The 21,414-nt window shown below is 67.6% G+C and carries 16 protein-coding genes; 4 read left to right on the forward strand and 12 right to left on the reverse strand.

Translation table 11 applies throughout. The features are described from left to right. Positions 1-4: 4 nt before the first annotated feature. The 4 genes from AL755_RS12255 to lepA all read right to left on the reverse strand — a co-directional run bounded on the left by AL755_RS12255 (position 5) and on the right by lepA (position 6,063). Positions 5-754, reverse strand: a complete 750-nt coding sequence (locus tag AL755_RS12255) for a hypothetical protein (protein ID WP_054011247.1) — start codon at positions 752-754, stop codon at positions 5-7. A 3-nt stretch (positions 755-757) separates the two neighbouring features. Further along, entirely contained in the window at positions 758-2,914 is a 2,157-nt protein-coding gene (locus AL755_RS12260) for a LuxR C-terminal-related transcriptional regulator (RefSeq protein ID WP_082369219.1), read from the reverse strand. 66 nt (positions 2,915-2,980) lie between these two features. Further along, positions 2,981-4,210 (reverse strand): radical SAM family heme chaperone HemW, encoded by a 1,230-nt coding sequence (hemW, locus tag AL755_RS12265; RefSeq protein ID WP_054011249.1) that lies wholly within the window; start codon positions 4,208-4,210, stop codon positions 2,981-2,983. Further along, the gene (gene lepA, locus AL755_RS12270) at positions 4,207-6,063 is read right to left on the reverse strand and encodes a translation elongation factor 4 (RefSeq protein WP_192841672.1); all 1,857 of its coding nucleotides are present in this window, start codon (positions 6,061-6,063) and stop codon (positions 4,207-4,209) included. Before lepA ends, hemW begins: the two co-directional genes overlap by 4 nt. A gap of 198 nt (positions 6,064-6,261) precedes the next feature. Here lepA and AL755_RS12275 point away from each other — a divergent pair, with 198 nt between their 5' ends. Then, positions 6,262-6,792: a type II toxin-antitoxin system PemK/MazF family toxin gene (locus AL755_RS12275; protein ID WP_054011251.1), complete on the forward strand. Its 531-nt coding sequence runs from the start codon at positions 6,262-6,264 to the stop codon at positions 6,790-6,792. A 172-nt stretch (positions 6,793-6,964) separates the two neighbouring features. Then, positions 6,965-7,225, forward strand: a complete 261-nt coding sequence (rpsT, locus tag AL755_RS12280) for a 30S ribosomal protein S20 (protein WP_054011252.1) — start codon at positions 6,965-6,967, stop codon at positions 7,223-7,225. Positions 7,226-7,370: 145 nt separating this feature from the next. Here the strand turns inward: rpsT and holA are convergent, their stop codons facing one another. From holA to AL755_RS12320, 8 genes are all read right to left on the reverse strand, one after another. Next, the gene (holA, locus tag AL755_RS12285; RefSeq protein ID WP_082369224.1) at positions 7,371-8,378 is read right to left on the reverse strand and encodes a DNA polymerase III subunit delta; all 1,008 of its coding nucleotides are present in this window, start codon (positions 8,376-8,378) and stop codon (positions 7,371-7,373) included. A gap of 71 nt (positions 8,379-8,449) precedes the next feature. Further along, complete coding sequence (locus AL755_RS12290; protein ID WP_160318898.1) at positions 8,450-9,985, reverse strand: ComEC/Rec2 family competence protein; 1,536 nt, start codon at positions 9,983-9,985, stop codon at positions 8,450-8,452. Between the two features lie 320 nt (positions 9,986-10,305). After that, the gene (locus tag AL755_RS22440; RefSeq protein WP_082369228.1) at positions 10,306-11,136 is read right to left on the reverse strand and encodes a ComEA family DNA-binding protein; all 831 of its coding nucleotides are present in this window, start codon (positions 11,134-11,136) and stop codon (positions 10,306-10,308) included. A 60-nt stretch (positions 11,137-11,196) separates the two neighbouring features. Next, positions 11,197-12,216, reverse strand: a complete 1,020-nt coding sequence (locus tag AL755_RS12300; protein ID WP_054011255.1) for a DegV family protein — start codon at positions 12,214-12,216, stop codon at positions 11,197-11,199. A gap of 65 nt (positions 12,217-12,281) precedes the next feature. Further along, complete coding sequence (gene leuS / locus AL755_RS12305; protein WP_445290516.1) at positions 12,282-14,786, reverse strand: leucine--tRNA ligase; 2,505 nt, start codon at positions 14,784-14,786, stop codon at positions 12,282-12,284. Between the two features lie 356 nt (positions 14,787-15,142). After that, the gene (glpK, locus tag AL755_RS12310; protein ID WP_054011257.1) at positions 15,143-16,657 is read right to left on the reverse strand and encodes a glycerol kinase GlpK; all 1,515 of its coding nucleotides are present in this window, start codon (positions 16,655-16,657) and stop codon (positions 15,143-15,145) included. A 127-nt stretch (positions 16,658-16,784) separates the two neighbouring features. Next, complete coding sequence (locus tag AL755_RS12315; RefSeq protein WP_054011258.1) at positions 16,785-17,525, reverse strand: MIP/aquaporin family protein; 741 nt, start codon at positions 17,523-17,525, stop codon at positions 16,785-16,787. A gap of 82 nt (positions 17,526-17,607) precedes the next feature. Further along, the gene (locus AL755_RS12320; protein WP_082369230.1) at positions 17,608-19,419 is read right to left on the reverse strand and encodes a glycerol-3-phosphate dehydrogenase/oxidase; all 1,812 of its coding nucleotides are present in this window, start codon (positions 19,417-19,419) and stop codon (positions 17,608-17,610) included. 132 nt (positions 19,420-19,551) lie between these two features. Here AL755_RS12320 and AL755_RS12325 point away from each other — a divergent pair, with 132 nt between their 5' ends. Continuing rightward, entirely contained in the window at positions 19,552-20,514 is a 963-nt protein-coding gene (locus AL755_RS12325) for a sugar-binding transcriptional regulator (protein WP_237762678.1), read from the forward strand. A gap of 64 nt (positions 20,515-20,578) precedes the next feature. Then, on the forward strand, positions 20,579-21,412 hold the full coding sequence (locus tag AL755_RS12330; protein WP_054011260.1) for an aldo/keto reductase: 834 nt from the start codon (positions 20,579-20,581) through the stop codon (positions 21,410-21,412). The last annotated feature ends 2 nt before the right edge of the window (positions 21,413-21,414 follow it).

Here is a 21,414-nt window from a genome sequence, read left to right on the forward strand (position 1 = left end):
CGCGCTAGCCGATCGCGGCGAGGACTGCCTTGGCGGTGGCGCCGCTGGCCGCGTGGTCGCCCTTGATGTCAAAGACCAGTCCGGCTACCTGGACGACGTCGTTGCCGCCTTGGGCGATCGTGCCGTCGGCACCGGCGTAGGCCTTCCCGCCCACACCCGTGATGGGCACCGTAGGTGCCACCTGGGACGCGGATCCGTCGAGGCTGACCTTGAGCGCATCAAGCGCCACGGAACTCGAACTTGCGTAGACGGTGATGTTGAGCTCGGACTCAATGTCGGCGGCGGTGGTCCCGTTGCTGGTGTAGCTGCAGCTGGATATTCCGGTGCCTAATGCGTTTTCCTTGGCGTTCGTCAAGTCCAGTCCGGTGGTTTTGGACGCAGCCGCGGCGGGGAAGACGGCACAGACGTTGACGGCGTTCGCCGCCCCATTCGACCCACCGGATTGCGCGGGAGCCGACGCCGGCGTGGTGCTGTCCGCCGCGGAAGTGCTCGCAGTAGTGCTCGCGGCGGGGGCCGTGGTGGCGGCAGGGGCCTGGCCCGGATTTGTGCTCGTGGCGGCGGCTCCCCCCGAGGAGCATCCACTCACCAAGGCCAGACCCAGGACACAGGCTCCCATGGCGAGTACCCGGCGCTTGCGGCGAGGGGTGGTCGGCCGTGTCCTTGGCGGTTTGGTGGGCATGGTCAGTTCGGTAAGCATGCCGGCAACACTCATGTGCTCCGGTTCCGTGGGCCGGTCCGGGTATTCTGTGTCCATAAATCAATGGTCGTTCCCGGGCAGCGCCGGCGGTAGTAGGGGAATGGCGGAGATCCGTCCCTCCTGCTGGGTGGACCAGTGGGCGGCCAGTGCCGTGCGGGAGTCGATTCCGAGGCGGCGGTAGATGTCGCCGAGGTGTTTTTCGATGGTCTTGGTCGAGACGTGCAGGGCTCGGGCGGCGCCGTCGTTGGTGTAGCCGCGGCTGATGAGGTCGGCCACCTGGCACTGCCGCGGGGTCAAGCGAAGGCGGGTCACTGAATCCTTGTCGCCGTCGGAGTGAAGGACCCGGGGCACCTCGGCCCGGGAGGGCAGATCGAGGACCTTGAGCACGCGGGCCACATGGCTTTGAACGGTGCGCGGCGATACCGCAAGTATGGCGGCGATCCGGATATTGGTGGCGCCCGTGAGGAGCAGTTCGGCCACCTCCCGTTCCCGGGGCGTCATGGGTGCCTGGGGCTCTCCGATCAGGCGCAGCCCGATGCTGCGCAGGTCGCGGCGGGCCAGCAACGCCAGCGATGTGGCTCCCAGCAGCGTTGCCTGGTCCCGGGCACTGGAGAGGGCAAGCCGGGCCGGCCAGGTGTCGGCCGCGTCGCCCAACAGCGCCGAACCTGCCAGCAGCCGGGCGCGAGCCTCGTCGAGGTGGCCCGTGTTCCCGAGGGCAGTCACCGCGGCCTGCCCCGCCAGCACGGCCCCGGCCACCACTTTGCCGTCGGCAACCGCCAATCGTGCCTCGATTCGTCCGATCGCGGCGGCGGCCATGCCCCCACGGGGCAACCCTGTCAGTGCCTCGGCGAGTTCACCCCACGCCCTGCCCGCCGGAATGTCGCCGAGGCTCAGTGCCGCCGTGACAAGCAGTTCATAGCCGTAGGCGCGGTCCACGAGCTGGATGTTCGGCAGCAGCGGGCCGCCCGCACCCCGCAAGAGGACGGTGGCCGCCGGCTGTCCGTGTTGAGCCGTCGCCAGTGCGTAGGCCGTGAGCACCATGGCACCGGCCACCAGGTAGCTGTGCGGGCATTGCGCCGCCAGTGCCTCGATGTCTGCGGCATGGTTGGCCACCTCCTCGTCATGGCCGTGCAGGGCGTCGAGGTAGGCGATGGAGCCCCGGACGATCAGTTGCAGCGCGAGCAGTCCGTGGCGTTGGGCTGCCTGTTCGACGTCCTGGGCCAGGGTGCCGGCCTCCGCGAGCCGTCCCTGGAACAACAGGGCCCGGGCCAGGGTTTGGCCGGCGAAGACCGCCTCGGGCGGAGCGGTATCCGCCGAGGCAAGCCACACCCGACCGGCGACCGACTCGGCCAGGTCAAGCCGGCCAACCGACATGGCGGCCTCGGCCACAAGTGCCGCCGCCCAGTTTTCACCCGAAAGCTCCTCGTCGCTGAGCTCCAGGACCGCCGCGGCCGCAGATTCGGCGGAGGCGACGTCGGATCCGCCGCGCTCCAGCCCGCCCATTCCGGAGGACCATGCCGCCAAGGCCCGGAACAACAGGTGTTCGAAGCCCATGGCCAGGCCGGCTTGGGCGTCGTCGTTCGCGGCAGTGAAGTCCGAATCGAGGATGCGTGCGAACGACCGCCCCGCCAGCAACCGGGCCCGGCGCGGTGAAGGCGCCTCCTCGCCGGCGAGGCCCGCGTCGACCAGGCGCCGGATTTCGGGAATGTCGCCGCGCAACATGGCGCGCTGCAAGGGTGCCTCGTCGGCGTGTGCGCAGGTTGCGCCGTGGATGGGGATCGGGCCGGTCATCCACGGCTTCAGATCGTGCTCCGCCCAGATCCTGGCCACAGCCCCCTTGCCGATCCCCGCCCTGGCCGCCAAGCTGCGGGTGCTCCAGTGCAATGCGCCGCCAGGGGGTGGTTCGGAGCGGGTCAGGCGGAGCACCTCGGCGATGGTGCTTGCGGGGATTTGCGGTCTACGTCCGCGGCCCGCGGCGATCACCCCGAGCCCGCCGGGACCGCCCTCCGCGAACCGGGCCCGCCAGCGGCGGACCGTGTCCGGGTGAACCGTGCAGGACCGGGCGATCCGCGCGTTCGCCACGCCGTCCGCCGCCATCAGCATGGCCCTTGCCTGCAGGATCACGCGGCCCGGCAACGCCGTGGACGCCGCCATCGTGGTCAGTTCGGCGCGTTGCTCAGCGCTGACAACCAATGCCGGGGCCACCAAAGTTGGCATACCCCAATCTACCGCGGTATTTGCCGGTCAGCCGGGCCTTTGCCCCCACAGAACGCACCCGGGGAGTCAGTCCAGGAGCGCCCGGGTGACGGCGTCGCCGAGCAGGCGGCCCTTGAGCGTCAGGACCAGGGTGCCGGCGAACGCCTGCAACGGGTCAACGAGTTCCTGGGCGATGAGCCCGGCCACGGCCTTGCGTCCGGCGGGGCTGAGGGAATTGATCGCCAAGCCCTCGGCCAGCCGGGACGTGAGCATGATCCGTTCCATGGCGCGCGTGTCCGCGTCCAGGGTTTCGCGTCCTGCGGCCGGGGATTCACCCTTCTCGAGGCGGTTCGCGTAGGCGGTGGGGTGCTTGACGTTCCACCATCGCACGCCGCCCACGTGGGAGTGCGCGCCGGGGCCGATCCCCCACCAGTCGTCGCCGCGCCAGTAGGCGAGGTTGTGTTGGCAGGCGTCCTGCGGCGTGCGGGCCCAGTTGCTGACCTCGTACCAGCCCAGCCCGGCCTCGCTGAACAGTGAGTCGGCGAGCTCGTACTTGACGGCGTGGTCGTCGTCGTCGATGTTGGGCACCTGGCCGCGGCGGATTTGGGCGGCCAGCTTGGTGCCCTCCTCCACGATCAGCGAATACGCCGAAATGTGGTCCGGCTCGTAACTCAAGGCCGTGCGCACGGACGTCTCCCAGTCCGCGATGGACTCCCCCGGCGTGCCGTAGATCAGGTCAACGCTGACGTTGAGCCCCACCTCGCGGGCCCAGGCGACCGCCTGCGGCACCCGTTCGGGCTTGTGCGTGCGGTCCAGCACCTTCAAGACGTGCGGCACGGCCGATTGCATGCCGAAGGACACCCGCGTGAATCCGCCGTCGCGCAGTTCCTGCAGGGATTCGCGCGTCACGGAATCCGGGTTGGCCTCGGTGGTGACCTCAGCGCCGTCCTCGATGCCCCACTGTTCGACGGCGGCCCCCAGGATCGCCGTCAGGTCGCCGGCGGGCAGCAGCGTTGGCGTGCCGCCGCCAAAGAACACCGTGCTCAACGGGCGGGCCGGGACGCCGGATGCCTCCAGCGCGCGGGCGGCAAACTGAACCTCCCGCACGGCCGTTGCCGCGTACGCGTCCTGGGACGCGCCTCCGCCCAGCTCGGTGGCCGTGTAGGTGTTGAAATCGCAGTAGCCGCACCGCACGGCGCAAAACGGGATGTGCGTGTAGAGGCTGAACTTGCGCTCCGAAGCCCCGACGGCAGCCTGCGCGGGCAGGATGCCGTCGGCCGGGGCCGGATCGCCAAGGGGCAAGGCGCTGGGTGTCACTTTTTTGACTTGTCCTTCGAGGATTCGTCGGTGGTCAGGGCGGCGATGAACGCTTCCTGGGGGACCTCGACGCGGCCCACCATCTTCATGCGCTTCTTGCCTTCCTTCTGCTTTTCCAGCAGCTTGCGCTTACGGGAAATATCACCGCCGTAGCACTTGGCCAGGACGTCCTTGCGGATGGCGCGGATGCTTTCACGGGCGATGATCCGGGCACCGATGGCGGCCTGGATGGGCACCTCGAACTGCTGGCGCGGGATGAGTTCGCGGAGCTTGCCGGTCATCATGACACCGTAGGCGTAGGCCTTGTCGCGGTGGGTGATGGCGCTGAACGCGTCAACCTGTTCGCCCTGGAGCAGGATGTCGACCTTGACGAGGTCGGAGACCTGATCGCCGTCGGCCTTCCAGTCGAGCGAGCCGTAGCCGCGCGTCTTGGACTTCAGGATGTCGAAGAAGTCGAACACGATCTCGGCCAGGGGCAGGCGGTAGCGGATCTCCACCCGGTCCTCGGAGAGGTAGTCCATGCCGCCAAGGATGCCGCGGCGGGTCTGGCACAGTTCCATGATGGCGCCAACGAATTCGCTGGGTGCCAGGATCGTGGCGGACACCATGGGCTCGCGCACCTCGGCGATCTTGCCCGACGGGTATTCGCTGGGGTTCGTGACGTGGAGGACCTTCTTGTCCTCCAACGTGACCTCGTACTCCACGTTGGGGGCGGTGGAGATCAGGTCGAGGTTGTGTTCGCGCTCCAGGCGTTCACGGGTGATTTCCAGGTGCAGCAGGCCCAGGAAGCCCACGCGGAAACCGAAGCCCAGGGCCGCGGAGGTCTCCGGCTCGTAGATGAGCGCGGCGTCGTTGAGCATGAGCTTTTCCAGCGCGTCGCGGAGCACCGGGTAATCGGTGCCGTCCAGCGGGTACAGGCCCGAGAACACCATGGGCTTGGCGTCCTGGTAGCCGCCCAGCGACTCCGTGGCGGGCTTGTGGAAGGTGGTGACGGTGTCGCCAACCTTGGACTGGCGCACATCCTTCACGCCCGTGATCAGGTAGCCCACCTCGCCGACGCCCAAGCCCTTGGCGGGGGTGGGCTCCGGGGAGCTGACGCCGATCTCCAGGAGTTCGTGAGTGGCACGGGTGGACATCATCTGGATCTTCTCGCGCGGGCTCAGGTTGCCGTCCACCACGCGCACGTAGGTGACCACGCCACGGTAGGTGTCGTACACGGAGTCGAAGATCATGGCGCGGGCCGGCGCGTTGGGGTCGCCCACGGGCGGGGGCAGCTCGCGGACAATCTGGTCCAGGAGTTCCTCCACGCCCATGCCGGTCTTGCCGGAGACCTGCAGTACGTCCTCGGGCTTGCCGCCGATCAGGTTGGCCAGCTCCGCCGCGTACTTCTCCGGCTGCGCGGCCGGAAGGTCGATCTTGTTCAGCACCGGGATGATGGTCAGGTTGTTTTCCATCGCCAGGTACAGGTTGGCGAGGGTCTGCGCCTCGATGCCCTGCGCGGCGTCCACCAGCAGGATCGCGCCTTCGCAGGCGGCCAGTGAACGGGAGACCTCGTACGTGAAGTCGACGTGCCCGGGGGTGTCGATCATGTTCAGGCAGTACGCGGTGCCGTCCACTTCCCAGGGAATGCGGACAGCCTGGGACTTGATCGTGATGCCGCGCTCACGCTCAATGTCCATGCGGTCCAGGTATTGCGCCTTCATGTCACGCTGCTTGACCACTCCGGTGAGCTGGAGCATCCTGTCGGCCAGGGTTGATTTCCCGTGGTCGATGTGAGCGATGATGCAAAAGTTCCTGATGATCGCCGGATCGGTCGCGGCGGGCACCGGGGCAGTGCGGGCCATGGGTGACACTAGGGTTCCTTACTGTTGCATGGACGCGACGAATACCGGTTGCTGAACCGGACCGCGCAGGGGTGGTGTCCGGCCCTTGAAAGGACGAACACGCTTTGCCTCAAGTCTCCCACGTTTCGGCCCCCCATACAGAACCGTCCCGGCGCGCTGCGGGGCGCCTCGAGCCATCACGGGCCCGCATTGGCTATCGTAAAGTCCATGGCATCCACCTCCGACCGTATCTTTGGCCTGCTACGCGGCCTTGTTGGCGCGCTCCTGAAACCCGGCAAGGCCCCCGCGGCGCCGCGGCCTGCGCGAACGACGACGACGCCCGCTCGCGGCCCGGCGCGGCCGTACGCGGGCGACTTCACCGGCACCGCCACCGTGGCCTACTCCCCCAAGCCCGACGGCGCCCCCGACCCGGGTGAGATCGTGTGGACCTGGGTGCCGTTTGAGGAGGACCCCAGCCAAGGCAAGGACAGGCCGGTGTTGGTGGTGGCCCGGAACGGCAAGCGCCTGCTGGCCTTGATGCTCACGAGCAAGGACCACAGCAACGATCACCGCGGCAACAACGACTACGTCGAGATCGGCACGGGAGCCTGGGACCGCCAGGGCCGACCCAGCGAGGTCAAGCTTGACAGGGTCCTGCAAATTGCCGAGGGCGACATGCGCCGTGAGGGCGCGGTCCTCGACGCCCGGCGCTTCGCGGTAGTGGCCGACGGCCTGCGCCGCCGCCACGGTTGGAAATAGCGGGACGAAGGTGCCGATCTGCTAGACTTTTCAATGTGTGTGTCCGTGCAGGTCGGCGGTCACAACAGCTTGGCCAGACGTTCACCATAATTCGAGCATCCCCACGCCGCTGTCAACGGTCAAGCTACGCCCTCTACGACCGTATTTTCGTATCAAAAGAGAGTTATACAACGTGGCTAATATCAAGTCCCAGAAGAAGCGCATCCTCACCAACGAGAAGGCGCGTCAGCGCAACCTCTCGGTGAAGTCCGGCCTGAAGACCGCTATCCGTGCAGTAAACACGGCAGTGGCCAAGGCTGACAAGGATGCAGCTACGGTTGCCCTGGTGAATGCAAGCCGTAAGCTGGACAAGGCTGTCAGCAAGGGCGTTATTCACGCCAACAACGCTGCCAACCGCAAGTCGGCCATCTCCAAGAAGGTTAACGCCCTCTAAGAGAAGCTGATCTGCTTCGCAACTCATACGTTGGGCCCCCGCCATTGGCGGGGGCCCAACGTTTTTAACGGCTTAGGTCTTTTGTGGACGCCGCCTTTTGTGCGCGCCGTACCTTTATGACCGCCGTCGTCCTACCGCCCGCGTCCTACCTCCGGGCCGAGGTGGCGATCAGCGTGACGGCGCGCTCCACGGCGTAGACGGGATCCTTGGCGGCACCCTTGACCTGGGCGTCGGCTTCCGCCAGCGCCTTGATGGCGGCGACGAGCGCCTCCCCCGTCCAGTGCCCGGCGTCGCGTCGCGCGGCATCGACCTGCCAGGGCGCCATGCCCAGGTCCCGGGCCAGTTGCGCCGAGCTTCCGCGGGCGGAGTGGACCCTGGCGACCTGGCGGATCTTCATGGCCAGGGCGGCCACGAGGGGTACGGGGTCCACGCCCGTGGCCAATGCGTGGCGAAGCGTGGAGAGCGCGAGGGGCCCGTTGCCGGCCAGGGCGGCATCGGCCACCTTGAAGGCCGTGGCCTCCACCCGGCCGCCATAGTACTTGTCCACGGCATCGACATCGACCATGCCGGTGGTGTCCGAGATCAGCTGCTGGCAGGCGGCCGCCAGCTCCGAGAGGTTCGCGCCGACGGCGGCCACGAGGGCCCGGACGGCCGCGGCGTCGATGCGGCGCTTGGCCAGGCCGAACTCCGCACCCACGAACGCCGCCTTGTCCTGGTCTTTCTTCAAGGCCAGGCATTCGATGCGGGGGGCGCCGGCGGCCTTGAGTGCGTCAAGGAGCTTCTTGCCGCGTGTTCCGCCGCTGTGCGAGAGCGCCACGGTCACATCCGGCGCGGGATCCGCAAGATAGGCCAGCGCGTCGATCAGGAAGTCGTCCGTCATGGACGCGAGGTTCGCCACCTCGATCAGTTTTGGCTCGCTGAACAGGGACGGGCTGGCGATCATGCCCAATCGGCCGGCCGTGTAGCCGGCGGCGTCGAGCGTGGTGAGTTCGAGGTCGGGGTTTTGGGTCCGCAGCTTCTTGCGCAGGCCATCGACGGCACGGCTGGCGATGAAGTCCTCGGGGCCAAAGAACAGCACGACCGGTGCGATCGGCACGTCACGCCAATCGGCGGCCCCTGCCGCGCGGGGAGCGGATCTTGCTGCGGGGCTCACGGAGTGGTTCCGATCGATGGTGTAGTCACTGCATCAACTCTGCCACCTTGCTCCGGGATTCCCAAAGCCGTTCACAACCCCACCATGGCGGCAGTCCACAGCCCCGCGGCCAGCGTCGCAACCGCAGTCAACACGCCAAATTCGGTCAGGAACCGCCATCGCCGCGGAAGCCGTGCCCGGGCATCGCGGAGCAGGGCCCGAGCCCGGCGGCGTTCCACCACGGCAAGCAGAAATGCGACGACGGCGGAATTCATCAGGGCCATGAGGACCATGCCCGCCGGGCCCGCGGGCCACGGCAGGCTGGCGGCCGGAAGTGCCGACATCCATTGGGCCACCGTGCCCACCCACCACGCACCAACCCCGCTGATGCCGGCACAGACATCGGCCAGGAACGGCACAACGGTCGCCACGACCATGCCAAGGGTCCCCACCGTGGTCACCAAAGCAACCAAAGGGGCCGCTGCCATGTTGGCCGGGATGGTGTAGGGCGTGAATCTGGCCTGGAGGAGCACGATGACCGGGGCACAAAATAGTTGGGCTGCCAAGGGTATGGCCACGGCCTGGGCCAGCCACGCCGGCATCCACGCCCCCAACCATTGGGCGCAACGCCTGCCCAACACGTGCAAGCCCAGTGTTGCCAAGACCGACAACGTGAAGGCATAGTCGACGGCCAGCCACGGATCCTCGACCAGCAGGACCACGATGCTGATGGACAGCAGGGCACCCACCCGACCCGGCCGGCCGCCGACCATGGCGAGAGCGCCCAGGCCGCCCATGACGGCAGCGCGCAGCACGCTCGGATCCGGGCCCACCACGGCCACGAACCCCAGCAACCCCAGGACCGCCAGCCCTCCCGCAAGGACACGGTGCACACGCGCCGAGCGCAACATCAGCAGCACGGCGGCCAGGACGAGCGAGCAATTTTCGCCGCTGACGGCGGTCAGGTGCGTGAGCCCCACGGTCTTCATGGCCTGCGCCAGCGGCGGTGCCACCCCGCTCCGGTCCCCCATGACCATGCCGGGAAGCAGCCCCGCGGTGTCCTTCGACAGCTGGCCCCACACCCGGTGGGATGAGGACACCCAGGCCGCACGGATGGGCTGCGCCCAGGAACCGCCGCCGTGAACCTGCTGCGGTGCTGTTGCGGGCCGCAAATAGCCGGCCACTTTTTCCCGCAACCCCGCCGGCACGATCTTCCCGGCCGTGGTGGCCGTGGCGCCCTCGGGCACGTGCTCCCACGCCGCTCCCGCCACGACCCGAATCGCCAGTCGTCCGCTCATTTGCCGGCCGTGGGCGGTGGCCGTGCGCACCACTGCGTCGAAGATGAACTGGCGGGGACCCTGTGCGGTTTCCAGCGGCCGGGGCGAAGAGGTCAGCTGCAGGGTCAGGGACAGCTCTTCGCCCTCGGCTACAGCCCTGGCCAAGGGTTGGTTGGCGGAAACAAACTGCCGCACGCCGACCGACAGCAGCACCGTGGCCAGGACGCTCAGGGCAAGGATGGCCGCAGGCCCCGGGCCGGGACCCCGCCCGGCCGCACCCACGGCGGCGTCCCGGCGGCGCCGTCGCACCACCATGACGGCTCCGAGGCCGGTCCCGGCAAGCACACTCACGCCAGCGCCAATCGCCGAAAACATCCACGGAATCCCGATGGCCACAGCGGCACCGGTCCAGGCGGCCGCCACCGCCGGGAACAGCCGAAGGTCGGCGCGCCGCCGCGGCCCCTCCGAAACGGCTTTCCCCCTGCGCGCAGCCAGGGTGGCGAGCATCGCCCTGGCGGCGCCCAAACGGCGCGCGACCGGGCGGCGTTCAGTGTCACGGGGCCTGGCCCCACCGGGTCCAGCTACGTCGGAGTCAGCTTCAGGGGGTTTCGGCTCGCCGGGTTCGGCGAGAGCGGCCCGGGCAAAATGCGCCCATCGTGGGTCCTGGGCCCTCATTGAACCGTGACCAGGGGCCGGAGTGTGGCCAGCATCTTCGGACCGATCCCCGATACGGCATCAAGGGCATCCACGGAGCTGAAGGGCCCGTGATCCGTCCGCCAGGCGACAATCCGCCCGGCAAGGACGGGGCCAACCCCCGGGAGCCCGTCAAGCTGGTCCGCGGTGGCGGTATTGATATTGATGGGGCCCGCCGCGGGTCCGGCCGCCTTCGTGGTGCCCGCGCCGGCGTCCGACCCGGCAGCCGTGCCTACCGGCGCATTTGCCGCGGCGTTCGCGGCCTGTTGCACGGTCGGCACCAGGATCTGGGTTCCGTCGGCTGCAATGGCCGCCAGGTTGATCGCCGAGAGCTGTGCGCCGGGCACGGCTCCCCCTGCGGCGGCGATCGCCTGGAAGACACGGCTTCCCGCGGGCAGGCTCACGACGCCCGGGTGTTTCACCGCGCCCACCACGTGGACCAGCACACTCCCAGTGCCCGCAGGGCCAGTCGCACGCGAAGGAAAAGTGCCGGACGGGATGGGGGCCGATGGCGCCGCGCCGGAGCTTGGCGCCGCCGCACCCGCCACCGTACCCGCCGATGCACCACCGAGGGTTGGCACGGCCAGTTTGGCGGGCTCGGTGGCGGCCAGTTGGCCCGATGCGTCCGAAACGGACGCCTGTTGGAGCCACAAGACGCCCACGGCGGCCGCGGCCATCGCCAGCACCACCACCAGGGCCCGGAGCGAGATGATCCAGCGCGGGCCCCGGCGCGCGGCAGGCCCCGTCCCGTCCGCAGCGTCCCGCGCGGTTGCGGGGGTCCAGACTGGTTCCTCGGCGTCGCCCCTCATACCCACACGGTAGCCACGGCCGGGGCCGTGCAAGCGGGCCGCGGAGCGGTTTGTGGACCTCTAGTGCGCGGGCCCCTTCTGTGGAGGAACCACTTGCGGAAGAACCGACAGTGGAGGAGCGGGCGTGTCCGCCACGACCACCACGAGTACGCCGAGTCCGGCGTGCGCGGCCAGGACTGCCGGCAGCCGGGTCAGGCTGGCACGCCCGAGCCCCGGGCAGTCCGACTGCAGGGCCTCACCCATGGCCCGGGCCTGGTCCTCGTTGCCGAAGTGGTGCAGGCTGACCAGGACCTGGCCCGGTGTCCGGGACGCAATTTCGTCGGCCGCCAATTTCTCCAGCCGGGCGACGGCCTTGGCCGCCGTGCGCACCTTCTCCAACGGCACCACGGCCCCGTCGCGGATGCCGAGCAGGGGCTTGATGTCCAGCATGGTGCCGACCCAGGATGACGCCAGCGAGATGCGTCCGCCGCGCCGCAACTGTTCAAGGCTGGGGACGTAGAAGTAGACCTTGGTCGCGGCTGCCGCCTCCGCAGCGGCGGCGATGACACCGTCCGCGGGCAGGCCGGCCGCCGTTGCAGCGACGGCGGCCTGGACTCCCCTGCCCTGGGCCATGCCCACGGTGCCCGAATCCACCACGTGAACGGGCAGCGGCGCCCGCCCGGCCGCCAGCCCGGCCGCCTCGAGGGTGCCCGAGAGCTTTCCGGAAATGTGGAAGGAGACTGCAGCATCGAATCCGGCGTCCGCGATTTCCCGGTACACCCGGTCGAACTGGCCCGGCGACGGCCGGGACGTCCGCACGGCGGCACCCGCGGCCAGGGCGAGGGACATGTGGGCCTCAAGTTCGGCGTCGTCGTCGGAAAAGACGTCCTCGCCAATGATGACCGGCATGGGAACAATCCACAGGCGGGCGCCCGGGGCGTTTTCCGCCACCCATTCCGGCGGCAGCGCCGCAGCGGAATCGGTCACGACGGCGATCCTCGGCGCCGGCGGCACACCAGGCCCGGAGGCGGCCGGCCGGGCACGCAGCCTGCCCATCTGTTGCCGCCACCACTGGCGCGAAACGCCCGTTGCCTCAGCCATGCCCACCCCTTCCCACAAAAAAGTGCCTCCCCGATCCCAACGGGGCCGGGGAGGCACCATGAATGCTAAGCCGGAACTATGTTGACCAGCTTAGGCGCCCGCACGATCACCGTGCGGATGTCGCGGCCGTCAAGTGCCCGCTGCACGGCCTCGGAGGCCATCGCCAACTCGCGCAGTGCGTCCTCGGTGATGTCCGGGGACACCTCCAGGCGGTCGCGGACCTTGCCCTGGATCTGCACGATCGCGGTGACGCTCTGTTCCACGAGCAGCGATTCGTCAACGGCCGGGAAGCCGGCGTTGGCGACCGATGCCGGGTGGCCCAGCGCGTTCCACATGTCCTCGGCCGTGTACGGGGCGAACAGGCTCAGCACGATCGCGACGGCCTCGGCGGCTTCGCGGACGGCGGGGTCCGCGGCGCCGGCGCCGGAGTCGATGACCTTGCGGGTGGCGTTGACCAGCTCCATGAGCTTGGCCACCACCACGTTGAACTTGTGCCCCTCCAGCAGCGACTTGGCGTCGTTGACGGTGCGGTGGGTCAGCGACCGCAGGGCGGCGTCGCCCGCGGCGGGGTCGGTGCCCGGCTCGCTGGCCACGTCGTTGCCCAGGCGCCAGGCGCGGGCCAGGAACTTCGCGGAGCCCGACGGCGAAACGTCCGCCCAGTCGACGTCGTCCTCCGGCGGGCCGGCAAAGACCATGGTGAGGCGCACGGCGTCAACACCGAACTTGTCCAGCTGCTGGCCCAGGTCCACGCCGTTGCCCAGCGACTTGCTCATGGCCTTGCCGCCGTTGAGCACCTGACCCTGGTTGAGCAGTGCGCTGAACGGCTCCGTGGCGTCCAGCATGCCCATGTCGTGGATGACCTTGGTGAAGAAGCGCGCGTACAGCAGGTGCAGGATCGCGTGCTCGACACCGCCGACGTACTGGCCCACGGGCATCCAGTCGTTGATCTTTTCGGGGTCGAAGGGGCCCTCGGTGTACTGCGGGGAGGCGAAGCGCAGGAAGTACCAGGAGGAGTCCACGAACGTGTCCATGGTGTCGGTGTCGCGCTTGGCGGCGCCGCCACACGTGGGGCAGTCCACATTGACCCAGTCCGCGGCCGCGGCCAGCGGGGAGGTGCCCTTCGGGGACAGGTCCTCGCCGCGCAGGTTGTCCGGCAGACGCACGGGCAGCTGGTCATCCGGCACCGGCACCTCGCCGCACTCGGCGCAGTGGATGATCGGGATGGGCGTGCCCCAGAAGCGCTGGCGGGACAGCAGCCAGTCGCGGAGGCGGAAGTTCACGAACTTCTTGCCCGTGCCCAGCTTTTCCAGGATTTCGATCGCGGCGGGGATGCCTTCGGCCTTGGACAGGCCGTTGAGCTCGCCGGAGTTGATCAGCGTGCCTTCGCCCGTGGTGGCGATGCCGGTGACGGCGGGGTCTTCCTCGCCGGTGTCCAGGACGGCGCGGACGGGCAGCCCGAAGGCCTTGGCGAAGTCGAGGTCGCGCTGGTCGTGCGCGGGGACGGCCATGATGGCGCCCGTGCCGTAGTCGGCCAGCACGTAATCGGCGGCCCAGACGGGCAACTTTTCGCCCGTGAGCGGGTTCACGGCATAACGGCCCGTGAAGACACCGCTCTTGGGACGTTCGGTGGACTGGCGCTCGATGTCGCTGAGCGCCTTGACCTGCTCACGGTAGTCGCTGAGCGCCTCGGCGTGTTCGGCCGTGACCAGGTCCAGGGCGAGGGGTGCGTCGGCGGCGACCACGAAGAACGTTGCGCCGTACAGCGTGTCGGGGCGGGTCGTGAAGACGGTCAGGTCCTGGGCGGGCTTGCCGTCGCCGGCTTCCTCGATCGCGAACGTGACGTGGGCGCCCTCGGAGCGGCCGATCCAGTTGCGCTGCATGGCGAGCACGCGGTCCGGCCAGTGGCCCTTCAGCGCGTCCATGTCATCGAGCAGGCGGTCCGCGTAATCGGTGATCTTGAAGTACCACTGGTTCAGCGACTTCTTCGTGACGATGGTGCCGCAGCGTTCGCAGGCGCCGTTGACGACCTGTTCGTTGGCCAGCACGGTCTGGTCCTTGGGGCACCAGTTGACCGGGGAGTTCTTGCGGTAGGACAGCCCGCGCTCGTAGAAGCGCTTGAACAGCCATTGCGTCCACCGGTAGTACTCGGGATCGGAGGTCTGCAGGCGGCGTGACCAGTCCACGGAGATGGCGTAGCGCTTGAACGACTCGGCCTGAGTGTCGATGTTGGTGTAGGTCCACTCGCTGGGGTGGGCGTTGCGCTTGATGGCGGCGTTCTCCGCGGGCAGGCCGAAGGAGTCCCAGCCGATCGGGTGCAGCACGTCGTAGCCGAGCTGGCGCCAGTAGCGGGAGACGACGTCGCCCATGGCAAAGGCCTCGGCGTGGCCCATGTGGAGGTCGCCGGAGGGGTACGGGAACATGTCAAGGACGTAGCGGCGTTCCTTGGAGCCGTCGTCAAGGGGCGTAAAGACCTTTAGTTCGTCCCAGATGGCCGGCCATTTGGCTTCCATCGCGGCGAAACTGTAGACGCCTTCTTCGCTGTTCTCTTCAGTCTGGGACTGCACGCTCACGTACCCTGCCTTTTCGTTCATCAATGGCTTCTTGCATAGTCAAGCTATTTACGCTGTCATGCTCTTTACACACAAAAGCCCTCGACTCAGCAAGGGGCGGCCGCAAAGGTATTTGCGGCTATCTAAGGAGGAGCTCGGTATGCATCTTTCTACTTTAGCGCACATACAAAACTAAGTTGCGAGGTCGACGGCGGCGTATCGGCGGGCACCGAATTCGGCGCCGGTTTTGCGCAGAACAGTGTTCTGCGCAAAACCGGCCGCGAGTTCTGCGCCGGACGGTCCACGGCAACCAAAGGCGAGAAGGCGGTCGGGCGCCCTTCTCGACGAAGGTTGCTGCGGCGCATGCGCCGAGCGGACTACTTCACGTCGTCGTCGACCCAGTCCATGGACTTGGTGACGGCCTTCTTCCAGAGGCGCATCTGGCGGTCGCGCTCGGCGGGGTCCATGTTGGGCTCCCAGCGCTTGTCCTCGGCCCAGTTGCTGGACAGCTCGCCCAGGTCCTTCCAGAAGCCGACGGCCAGGCCGGCGGCATAGGCGGCACCAAGTGCCGTGGTCTCGGTGACCTTGGGGCGGATGACCGGCACGCCGAGGATGTCGGCCTGGAACTGCATGAGGGCATCGTTGGCGACCATGCCGCCGTCGACCTTCAGTTCGGTCAGGTCCACGCCGGAGTCGGCGTTGACGGCGTCGAGCACCTCACGGGTCTGGAAGGCGGTGGCCTCCAGGGCTGCCCGGGCGATGTGGTTCTTGTTCACGAAGCGGGTCAGCCCCACGATCGCGCCGCGGGCGTCGGAACGCCAGTACGGTGCGAACAGGCCCGAGAACGCCGGGACGATGTACACGCCGCCGTTGTCCTCCACCGCTGCCGCCAGCTCCTCAACCTCGGGGGCGGAGCTGATCATGCCGATGTTGTCGCGCAGCCACTGGATCAGGGATCCGGTGACGGCGATGGAGCCCTCCAGCGCGTAGTGCGGCTTGGCGTCGCCGAGCTTGTAGCCGAGCGTGGTGAGCAGGCCGTTCTTCGAGTGGACGATTTCCTCGCCCGTGTTGAAGATCAGGAAGCAGCCGGTGCCGTAGGTGTTCTTGGCTTCGCCGGTCTGGAACGCCGCCTGGCCGAACGTGGCGGCCTGCTGGTCACCCAGGATGCCGGCCACGGGGACCTCACGCAGCAGCTGCGAGGTGTGCACGGTGCCGTAGACCTCGGAGGAGGACTTGATGGTGGGCATCATGGACTTCGGCACGCCGAAGATGCCCAGGATTTCCTCATCCCACGCGAGGGTTTCCAGGTCCATGAACAGGGTGCGGGAGGCGTTGGTGACGTCGGTGATGTGCACGCCGCCGTCCGGTCCGCCGGTCAGGTTCCAGGTGACCCAGCTGTCGGTGTTGCCGAACAGGAGGTCCCCTGCCTCGGCCTTGGCCCGGGCGCCCTCCACGTTGTCCAGGATCCACTTGATCTTGGTGCCGGAGAAGTACGTGGCCAGCGGCAGGCCAACCTTGGCCTTGAAACGTTCGACGCCGCCGTCGGCCGCGAGCTCGTCGACGATCGGCTGGGTGCGGGTGTCCTGCCAGACGATTGCGTTGTACACGGGGACGCCGGTGTTCTTGTCCCAGACGACGGCGGTCTCGCGCTGGTTGGTGATGCCGACGCCGACGATGTCGTGACGGGTCAGGTTGGCCTGCGCCAGTGCCGTACCAATCACCTCGCGGGTGTTGTTCCAGATCTCGGTGGCGTTGTGTTCAACCCAGCCGGCCTTCGGGAAGATCTGCTCATGCTCCAGCTGGCCGGTGGAGACAATGTTGCCGTCGTGGTCGAACACGATGGCCCGGCTGCTGGTGGTTCCCTGGTCAATGGCAATAACGTATTGAGACATCCTTGTTTCCTTTACTTAGTGCTGCCGGTGCGAAATTGTTGCGTGGACCTTTTCTTCACAGTGCTTACTCGACACAGTGCTTACTCGACACAGTGCTTACTTGACAGTGCCTATTTGACGATGAGGCCTATTTGACGATGAGGGGAAGCCACTGCGACATGAGTCCGCCGAGCAGGCCGCCGATCAGCGGGCCGACAACCGGGACCCAGGCGTAGCTCCAGTCGCTGGAGCCCTTGCCCTTGATGGGCAGCAGTGCGTGGGCAATGCGCGGCCCCAGGTCACGGGCCGGGTTGATGGCGTAGCCGGTGGGCCCACCGAGTGAGGCGCCAATGCCGACCACCAACAGGGCCACGGGCAGCGGGCCAAGGCCCGTCACGCCGCCGCCGAAGTGCAGGATCACGAAGACCAGCACGAAGGTGCCGATGATTTCCGTGACGACGTTCCAGCCGTAGCTGCGGATCGCCGGGCCGGTGGAGAACACGCCGAGCTTGGTGGCGGCGTCGGGCTCGCTGTCAAAGTGCTGCTTGTATGCGAGCCAGCAAACGACGGCGCCGAGGAAGGCACCCGTCATTTCACCGCCGAAGTAGGTCAGCGTGGAGCCGAAGCTGACCGGCACTCCGGGGACGAAGTCCTTCGCGCCACTGGCGATCACGCCAACCGTAACGGCCGGATTCAGGTGGGCGCCGGACTTCGCGGCGACAAACACACCGCTCATGACGGCAAGGCCCCAACCCCAGTTCACCAGGAGGAACCCACCGGCGTTGCCCTTCGTCCCTTTCAAGGCAACGTTTGCCACAACGCCGCAACCCAGCAGGGTCAGCATCATGGTTCCCATCACCTCGGAGAGGTAAATAATTCCAAGAGACATCTTTGACTCCTTCTTGTTATTCAATTTAGATGGCAGGGCGTGCATGCCCCGCCACTCTTGAGCCCCGTCGCCCCAGGGGCTGTTAGGCGATCAAGCTTTGCACCTGGACACCGTGGAAACGGGCCAGAACATCTTGGGCATGGGCAATCTCGCGCTGGCTGGTTTCCGCATTCCAGCCCAGCGGCCCGGCGAGGGCCGCCGCCGTTTCGGCCAGCAATTCGCTGGTGACCAGGCCGCGGAAGGCCAGGGAGGTGCGGCGGATCAGCACGTCGATCAGGTGGCCGATCTGTTCGTTCTCCACCATGAACGCGATCTCGCGGACGCTCAGCTCATGGGTCGACTCAAAGGCGGCGTCCTCGCCGGCGGCAAGGTAGGCCACCACGTCGTCGGCCCGTGTGCCGTAGCGGGTCAGCAGCACACCGGCCCGGGCGGCGTCGATCGTGTCGCTCACGTGGGCGGCGATCCAGGCCTCGATGCCGGCGTCGTTGGCCGGGAAGTTGACGCCGCCGCCGATGGCCAGTTTCGCGGTGGACATCTTGCGCTCGACGCCGAGGATGGCCAGGACGTCGTTGCTCATGTGCTCGGAGAGGGCCCGGAACGTGGTCCACTTGCCGCCCACCAGGCTCAGCACGGGCACGGTGGCGCCGGCAATGGCGCGGTCGGCACGTTCGATCCGGTAGTCGCGGGAGACAAACCCGGGGGCGGTCTCGTCGTGGCGCGGCAGCGGGCGCACGCCGGAGAAGCTGTAGACGATGTCCTCACGGGTGACCGCGATGTCCGGGAACACGTGGCCCACCAGGTCGAAGAAGTAATCGATCTCCGCTTCGGTGCAGACGGCGTCCTGATTCATGTCCGCGTTGACGTCGGTGGTGCCGACCAGGACGCGGTCGCCCATGGGGTAGATGAGCACGATCCGGCCGTCGGTGTGCTCGAAGAAGATCTCGCGACCGTTACAGGCGGCCAGCAGTTCCGGGTGGTCCAGCACGATGTGGGAGCCCTTGGTGCCGCCCATGAACTTCGTGACGGCGCCCATGGCCTGGTTGGTCTGGTCGACCCAGGCACCGGTCGTGTTGACGATGACGTCCGCCGTGAACGTGAAGGATTCGCCCGTGAGCTGGTCCGTCAGTTCGACGCCGTCGTCGGTGATCGCGGTGACCGCAAGGTAGTTGGTGGCACGTGCCTTGGCGGTGCCGTCAGCCGTTACGCCGGCCTTCTCGCCGTCCTGGAGGACGTCAAGGGTCAGCCGCTCCGGGTTGTGCACGGAGGCGTCGTAGTACGTGGCCGTGTACTTGATGCCGGGGTTCAGGGCGGGCAGCTCGGCCAGCGCCTTGCTCCGGCCCTTGAACTCGTGCCGGGGGACGCTGCCGCCGTCGCGGGAGAAGGCGTCATACATGGTCAGGCCCGCCTTGATCAGGACGGCGCCACGCTCCTGCGGCTTTCCCTGCTTGTGGGTCAGGAAGCGCAGGGGGGCGGCCATGATGCCGGAGACCGTGCTGAAGATCGGGATGGTGGTCTGCAGCGGCTTGACATAGTGCGGGGCGATCTTCAGCAGGCGGTTGCGTTCGACGACGGACTCGCGGACCAGGCGGAACTCACCGTTTTCGAGGTAGCGGATGCCGCCGTGGATCATGTGGGACGAGGCTCCGGAGGCGCCCTGGCAGTAGTCGCCGCGCTCCACCAGTGCAACGTCGATTCCCTGCAGCGCCAGGTCACGGAACGTGCCGACGCCGTTGATGCCGCCGCCGATAATCAAGACCTTCGCCTGCGGGCGTTCACGCAAGGCCGCCACTTGGGGCCGCGTTGACACCGCACCATTGTTGGATGATTCGTTCTTGCCGGCATTGCCTAGGATTCTCAAGTTGACCTCATTCGAGCCCCGTATTTGTTGCGCCATGGGCGCCTGTTCCCATTATTGTTGGAATACTTGGAAAATATAGTCAACATGTTTGCACAAACGTGCAGAAAGGTCCGACGGATCGTGCCCAGCAAGCGAACAAAGCAGTCCGACGCCCTCCGGGCTGCACAAATGTACTATTTGCAGGACCAGACCATGGACGCCATTGCCAGGGAGCTGCGGACCTCCCGATCCACCGTCTCCCGGCTCCTTTCGGCGGCCCGGGAAAGCGGCCTGGTGCAGATCCAGATCAAGACGCCGTCGGACCGGGCGCCCGAGTTGGAACGGGCCATCCGCACCCGCTACAAGGTGGACGTGCACGTGGTCCCCGTGGCCGACACCCTCAATGAGATGGACGTGCTGGAACGGGTCAGCATGCAGGCCGCCCGCACCATCACCCCGCTCGTGGATTCCAACGCCGTGATCGGCGTGGCCTGGGGATCCACGCTCAGCGCCGTCAGCCGGCACCTGACCCGAAAGACCACCCACGGGACCACGATCGTCCAGCTCAACGGGGCCGGGAACACCCAGACCACGGGCATCACCTACGCCTCGGAGATCATCCGGCGCTTTGGCACCGCCTACGGCGCCAAGGTGGAGCAATTCCCGGTCCCGGCCTTCTTCGACAACGCCGAAACCAAGCGCATGATGTGGCAGGAACGCAGCGTCCGGCGCATCCTCGACCTGCAGGAACGGATGACGATCGCCATCTTCGGCGTGGGCTCCATGAATGCCGACGTCCCCAGCCACGTCTACTCCGGCGGATACCTGGACGGCACCGACCTCGATGCCCTGGAGGCCTCCGGCGTGGCCGGGGACGTCGCGACGGTCTTCTTCCGCGACGACGGCAGCGATGCGGGCATCGTCCTCAACGACCGTTCCAGCGGGCCCAGCCTGGCAAGCCTGCGCACGGTCCGGCGTCGTATCTGCGTCGTCTCCGGGGCCAGGAAAATCAAGGGGCTGCGCGGCGCCCTCGCGGCCGGCCTCGCCACCGACCTGATCCTTGACGAAAGCACGGCCCGCGAGCTGGTCGAGGCGGAAAGCAGCTCGACCGACCCGATCTTCGGCTTCCTGAACACCCTGGACGGGCTGTAGCCGGCGCACCCGCACGGCCGCGCCGCACACGCCGGAGCCGCAATGCTTCGGTAGAGTCATCCATATGCATTTGGCTCCCAAAGTCCCCCTGAACAACGGCGTCCTCATTGACGCGCTCGGCTACGGCGTCTACAAGGTTCCCGCCCCCGACTGCGCCGACCTTGTCTCCACGGCGCTCGACGCCGGCTACCGCACCGTGGACACCGCGGCGCTGTACGCCAACGAGGAAGGTGTGGGCCAAGCCGTCCGGGCCGCCGTGGACGGCGGGCTCCCGCGCGAGGAGATCTTCGTCACCTCCAAGGTCTGGAACGACCGCCAGGGGTACGACTCAACGCTGGCCGCGTTTGGCGAATCCATGGACCGGCTGGGCCTTGAGTACCTCGACATGTTCCTGATCCACTGGCCCTGCCCGGCCCAGGACCTTTACATCCCCACCTACAAGGCCCTGGAAACGCTGTACGGCGAGGGCCGGGTGCGGGCCATCGGCGTCAGCAACTTCGAACCCGAGCACCTGCACCGGCTGATGGACGCCACGGACGTGGTGCCGGCCGTCAACCAGATTGAACTGCACCCGTGGCTGCAACAGCGCGAGCTGCGCGCCCTGCACGCCGAGCTGGGCATCGCCACGCAGGCGTGGAGCCCGCTGGCCCGCGGCGGACTGCTGGAGGACGCCACGCTCGCGGGACTGGCCGCGGCCCACGGGAAGTCCGTGGCGCAGATCGTGCTGCGCTGGCACGTCCAGTCCGGCCACCTGGTGATCCCCAAGGCCAGCAGCCAGGCCCGGATTGCCGAAAACCTGAACGTCTTCGACTTTGTCCTCAGCGGGACCGAGATGGACACCCTGGCCGCCATGGACAGCGGCCGGCGTTCCGGCTCCGACCCCGGCGCCATGAAGTAGGC

Origin of the sequence: Arthrobacter sp. ERGS1:01 (assembly GCF_001281315.1) — a bacterium.
Lineage (GTDB): Bacteria > Actinomycetota > Actinomycetes > Actinomycetales > Micrococcaceae > Specibacter.

What these genes read in the sequence shown, in the direction of transcription:
- AL755_RS12300 (WP_054011255.1), bottom strand. Translation starts at nt 12,216, where the DNA reads ATGGCTGAGGCAACGGGCGTTTCGCGCCAGTGGTGGCGGCAACAGATG.
- AL755_RS12255 (WP_054011247.1), bottom strand. Translation starts at nt 754, where the DNA reads ATGGACACAGAATACCCGGACCGGCCCACGGAACCGGAGCACATGAGT.
- AL755_RS12275 (WP_054011251.1), top strand. Translation starts at nt 6,262, where the DNA reads ATGGCATCCACCTCCGACCGTATCTTTGGCCTGCTACGCGGCCTTGTT.
- AL755_RS12260 (WP_082369219.1), bottom strand. Translation starts at nt 2,914, where the DNA reads ATGCCAACTTTGGTGGCCCCGGCATTGGTTGTCAGCGCTGAGCAACGC.
- AL755_RS22440 (WP_082369228.1), bottom strand. Translation starts at nt 11,136, where the DNA reads ATGAGGGGCGACGCCGAGGAACCAGTCTGGACCCCCGCAACCGCGCGG.
- AL755_RS12330 (WP_054011260.1), top strand. Translation starts at nt 20,579, where the DNA reads ATGCATTTGGCTCCCAAAGTCCCCCTGAACAACGGCGTCCTCATTGAC.
- AL755_RS12320 (WP_082369230.1), bottom strand. Translation starts at nt 19,419, where the DNA reads ATGGCGCAACAAATACGGGGCTCGAATGAGGTCAACTTGAGAATCCTA.
- AL755_RS12325 (WP_237762678.1), top strand. Translation starts at nt 19,552, where the DNA reads ATGTACTATTTGCAGGACCAGACCATGGACGCCATTGCCAGGGAGCTG.
- glpK (WP_054011257.1), bottom strand. Translation starts at nt 16,657, where the DNA reads ATGTCTCAATACGTTATTGCCATTGACCAGGGAACCACCAGCAGCCGG.
- AL755_RS12315 (WP_054011258.1), bottom strand. Translation starts at nt 17,525, where the DNA reads ATGTCTCTTGGAATTATTTACCTCTCCGAGGTGATGGGAACCATGATG.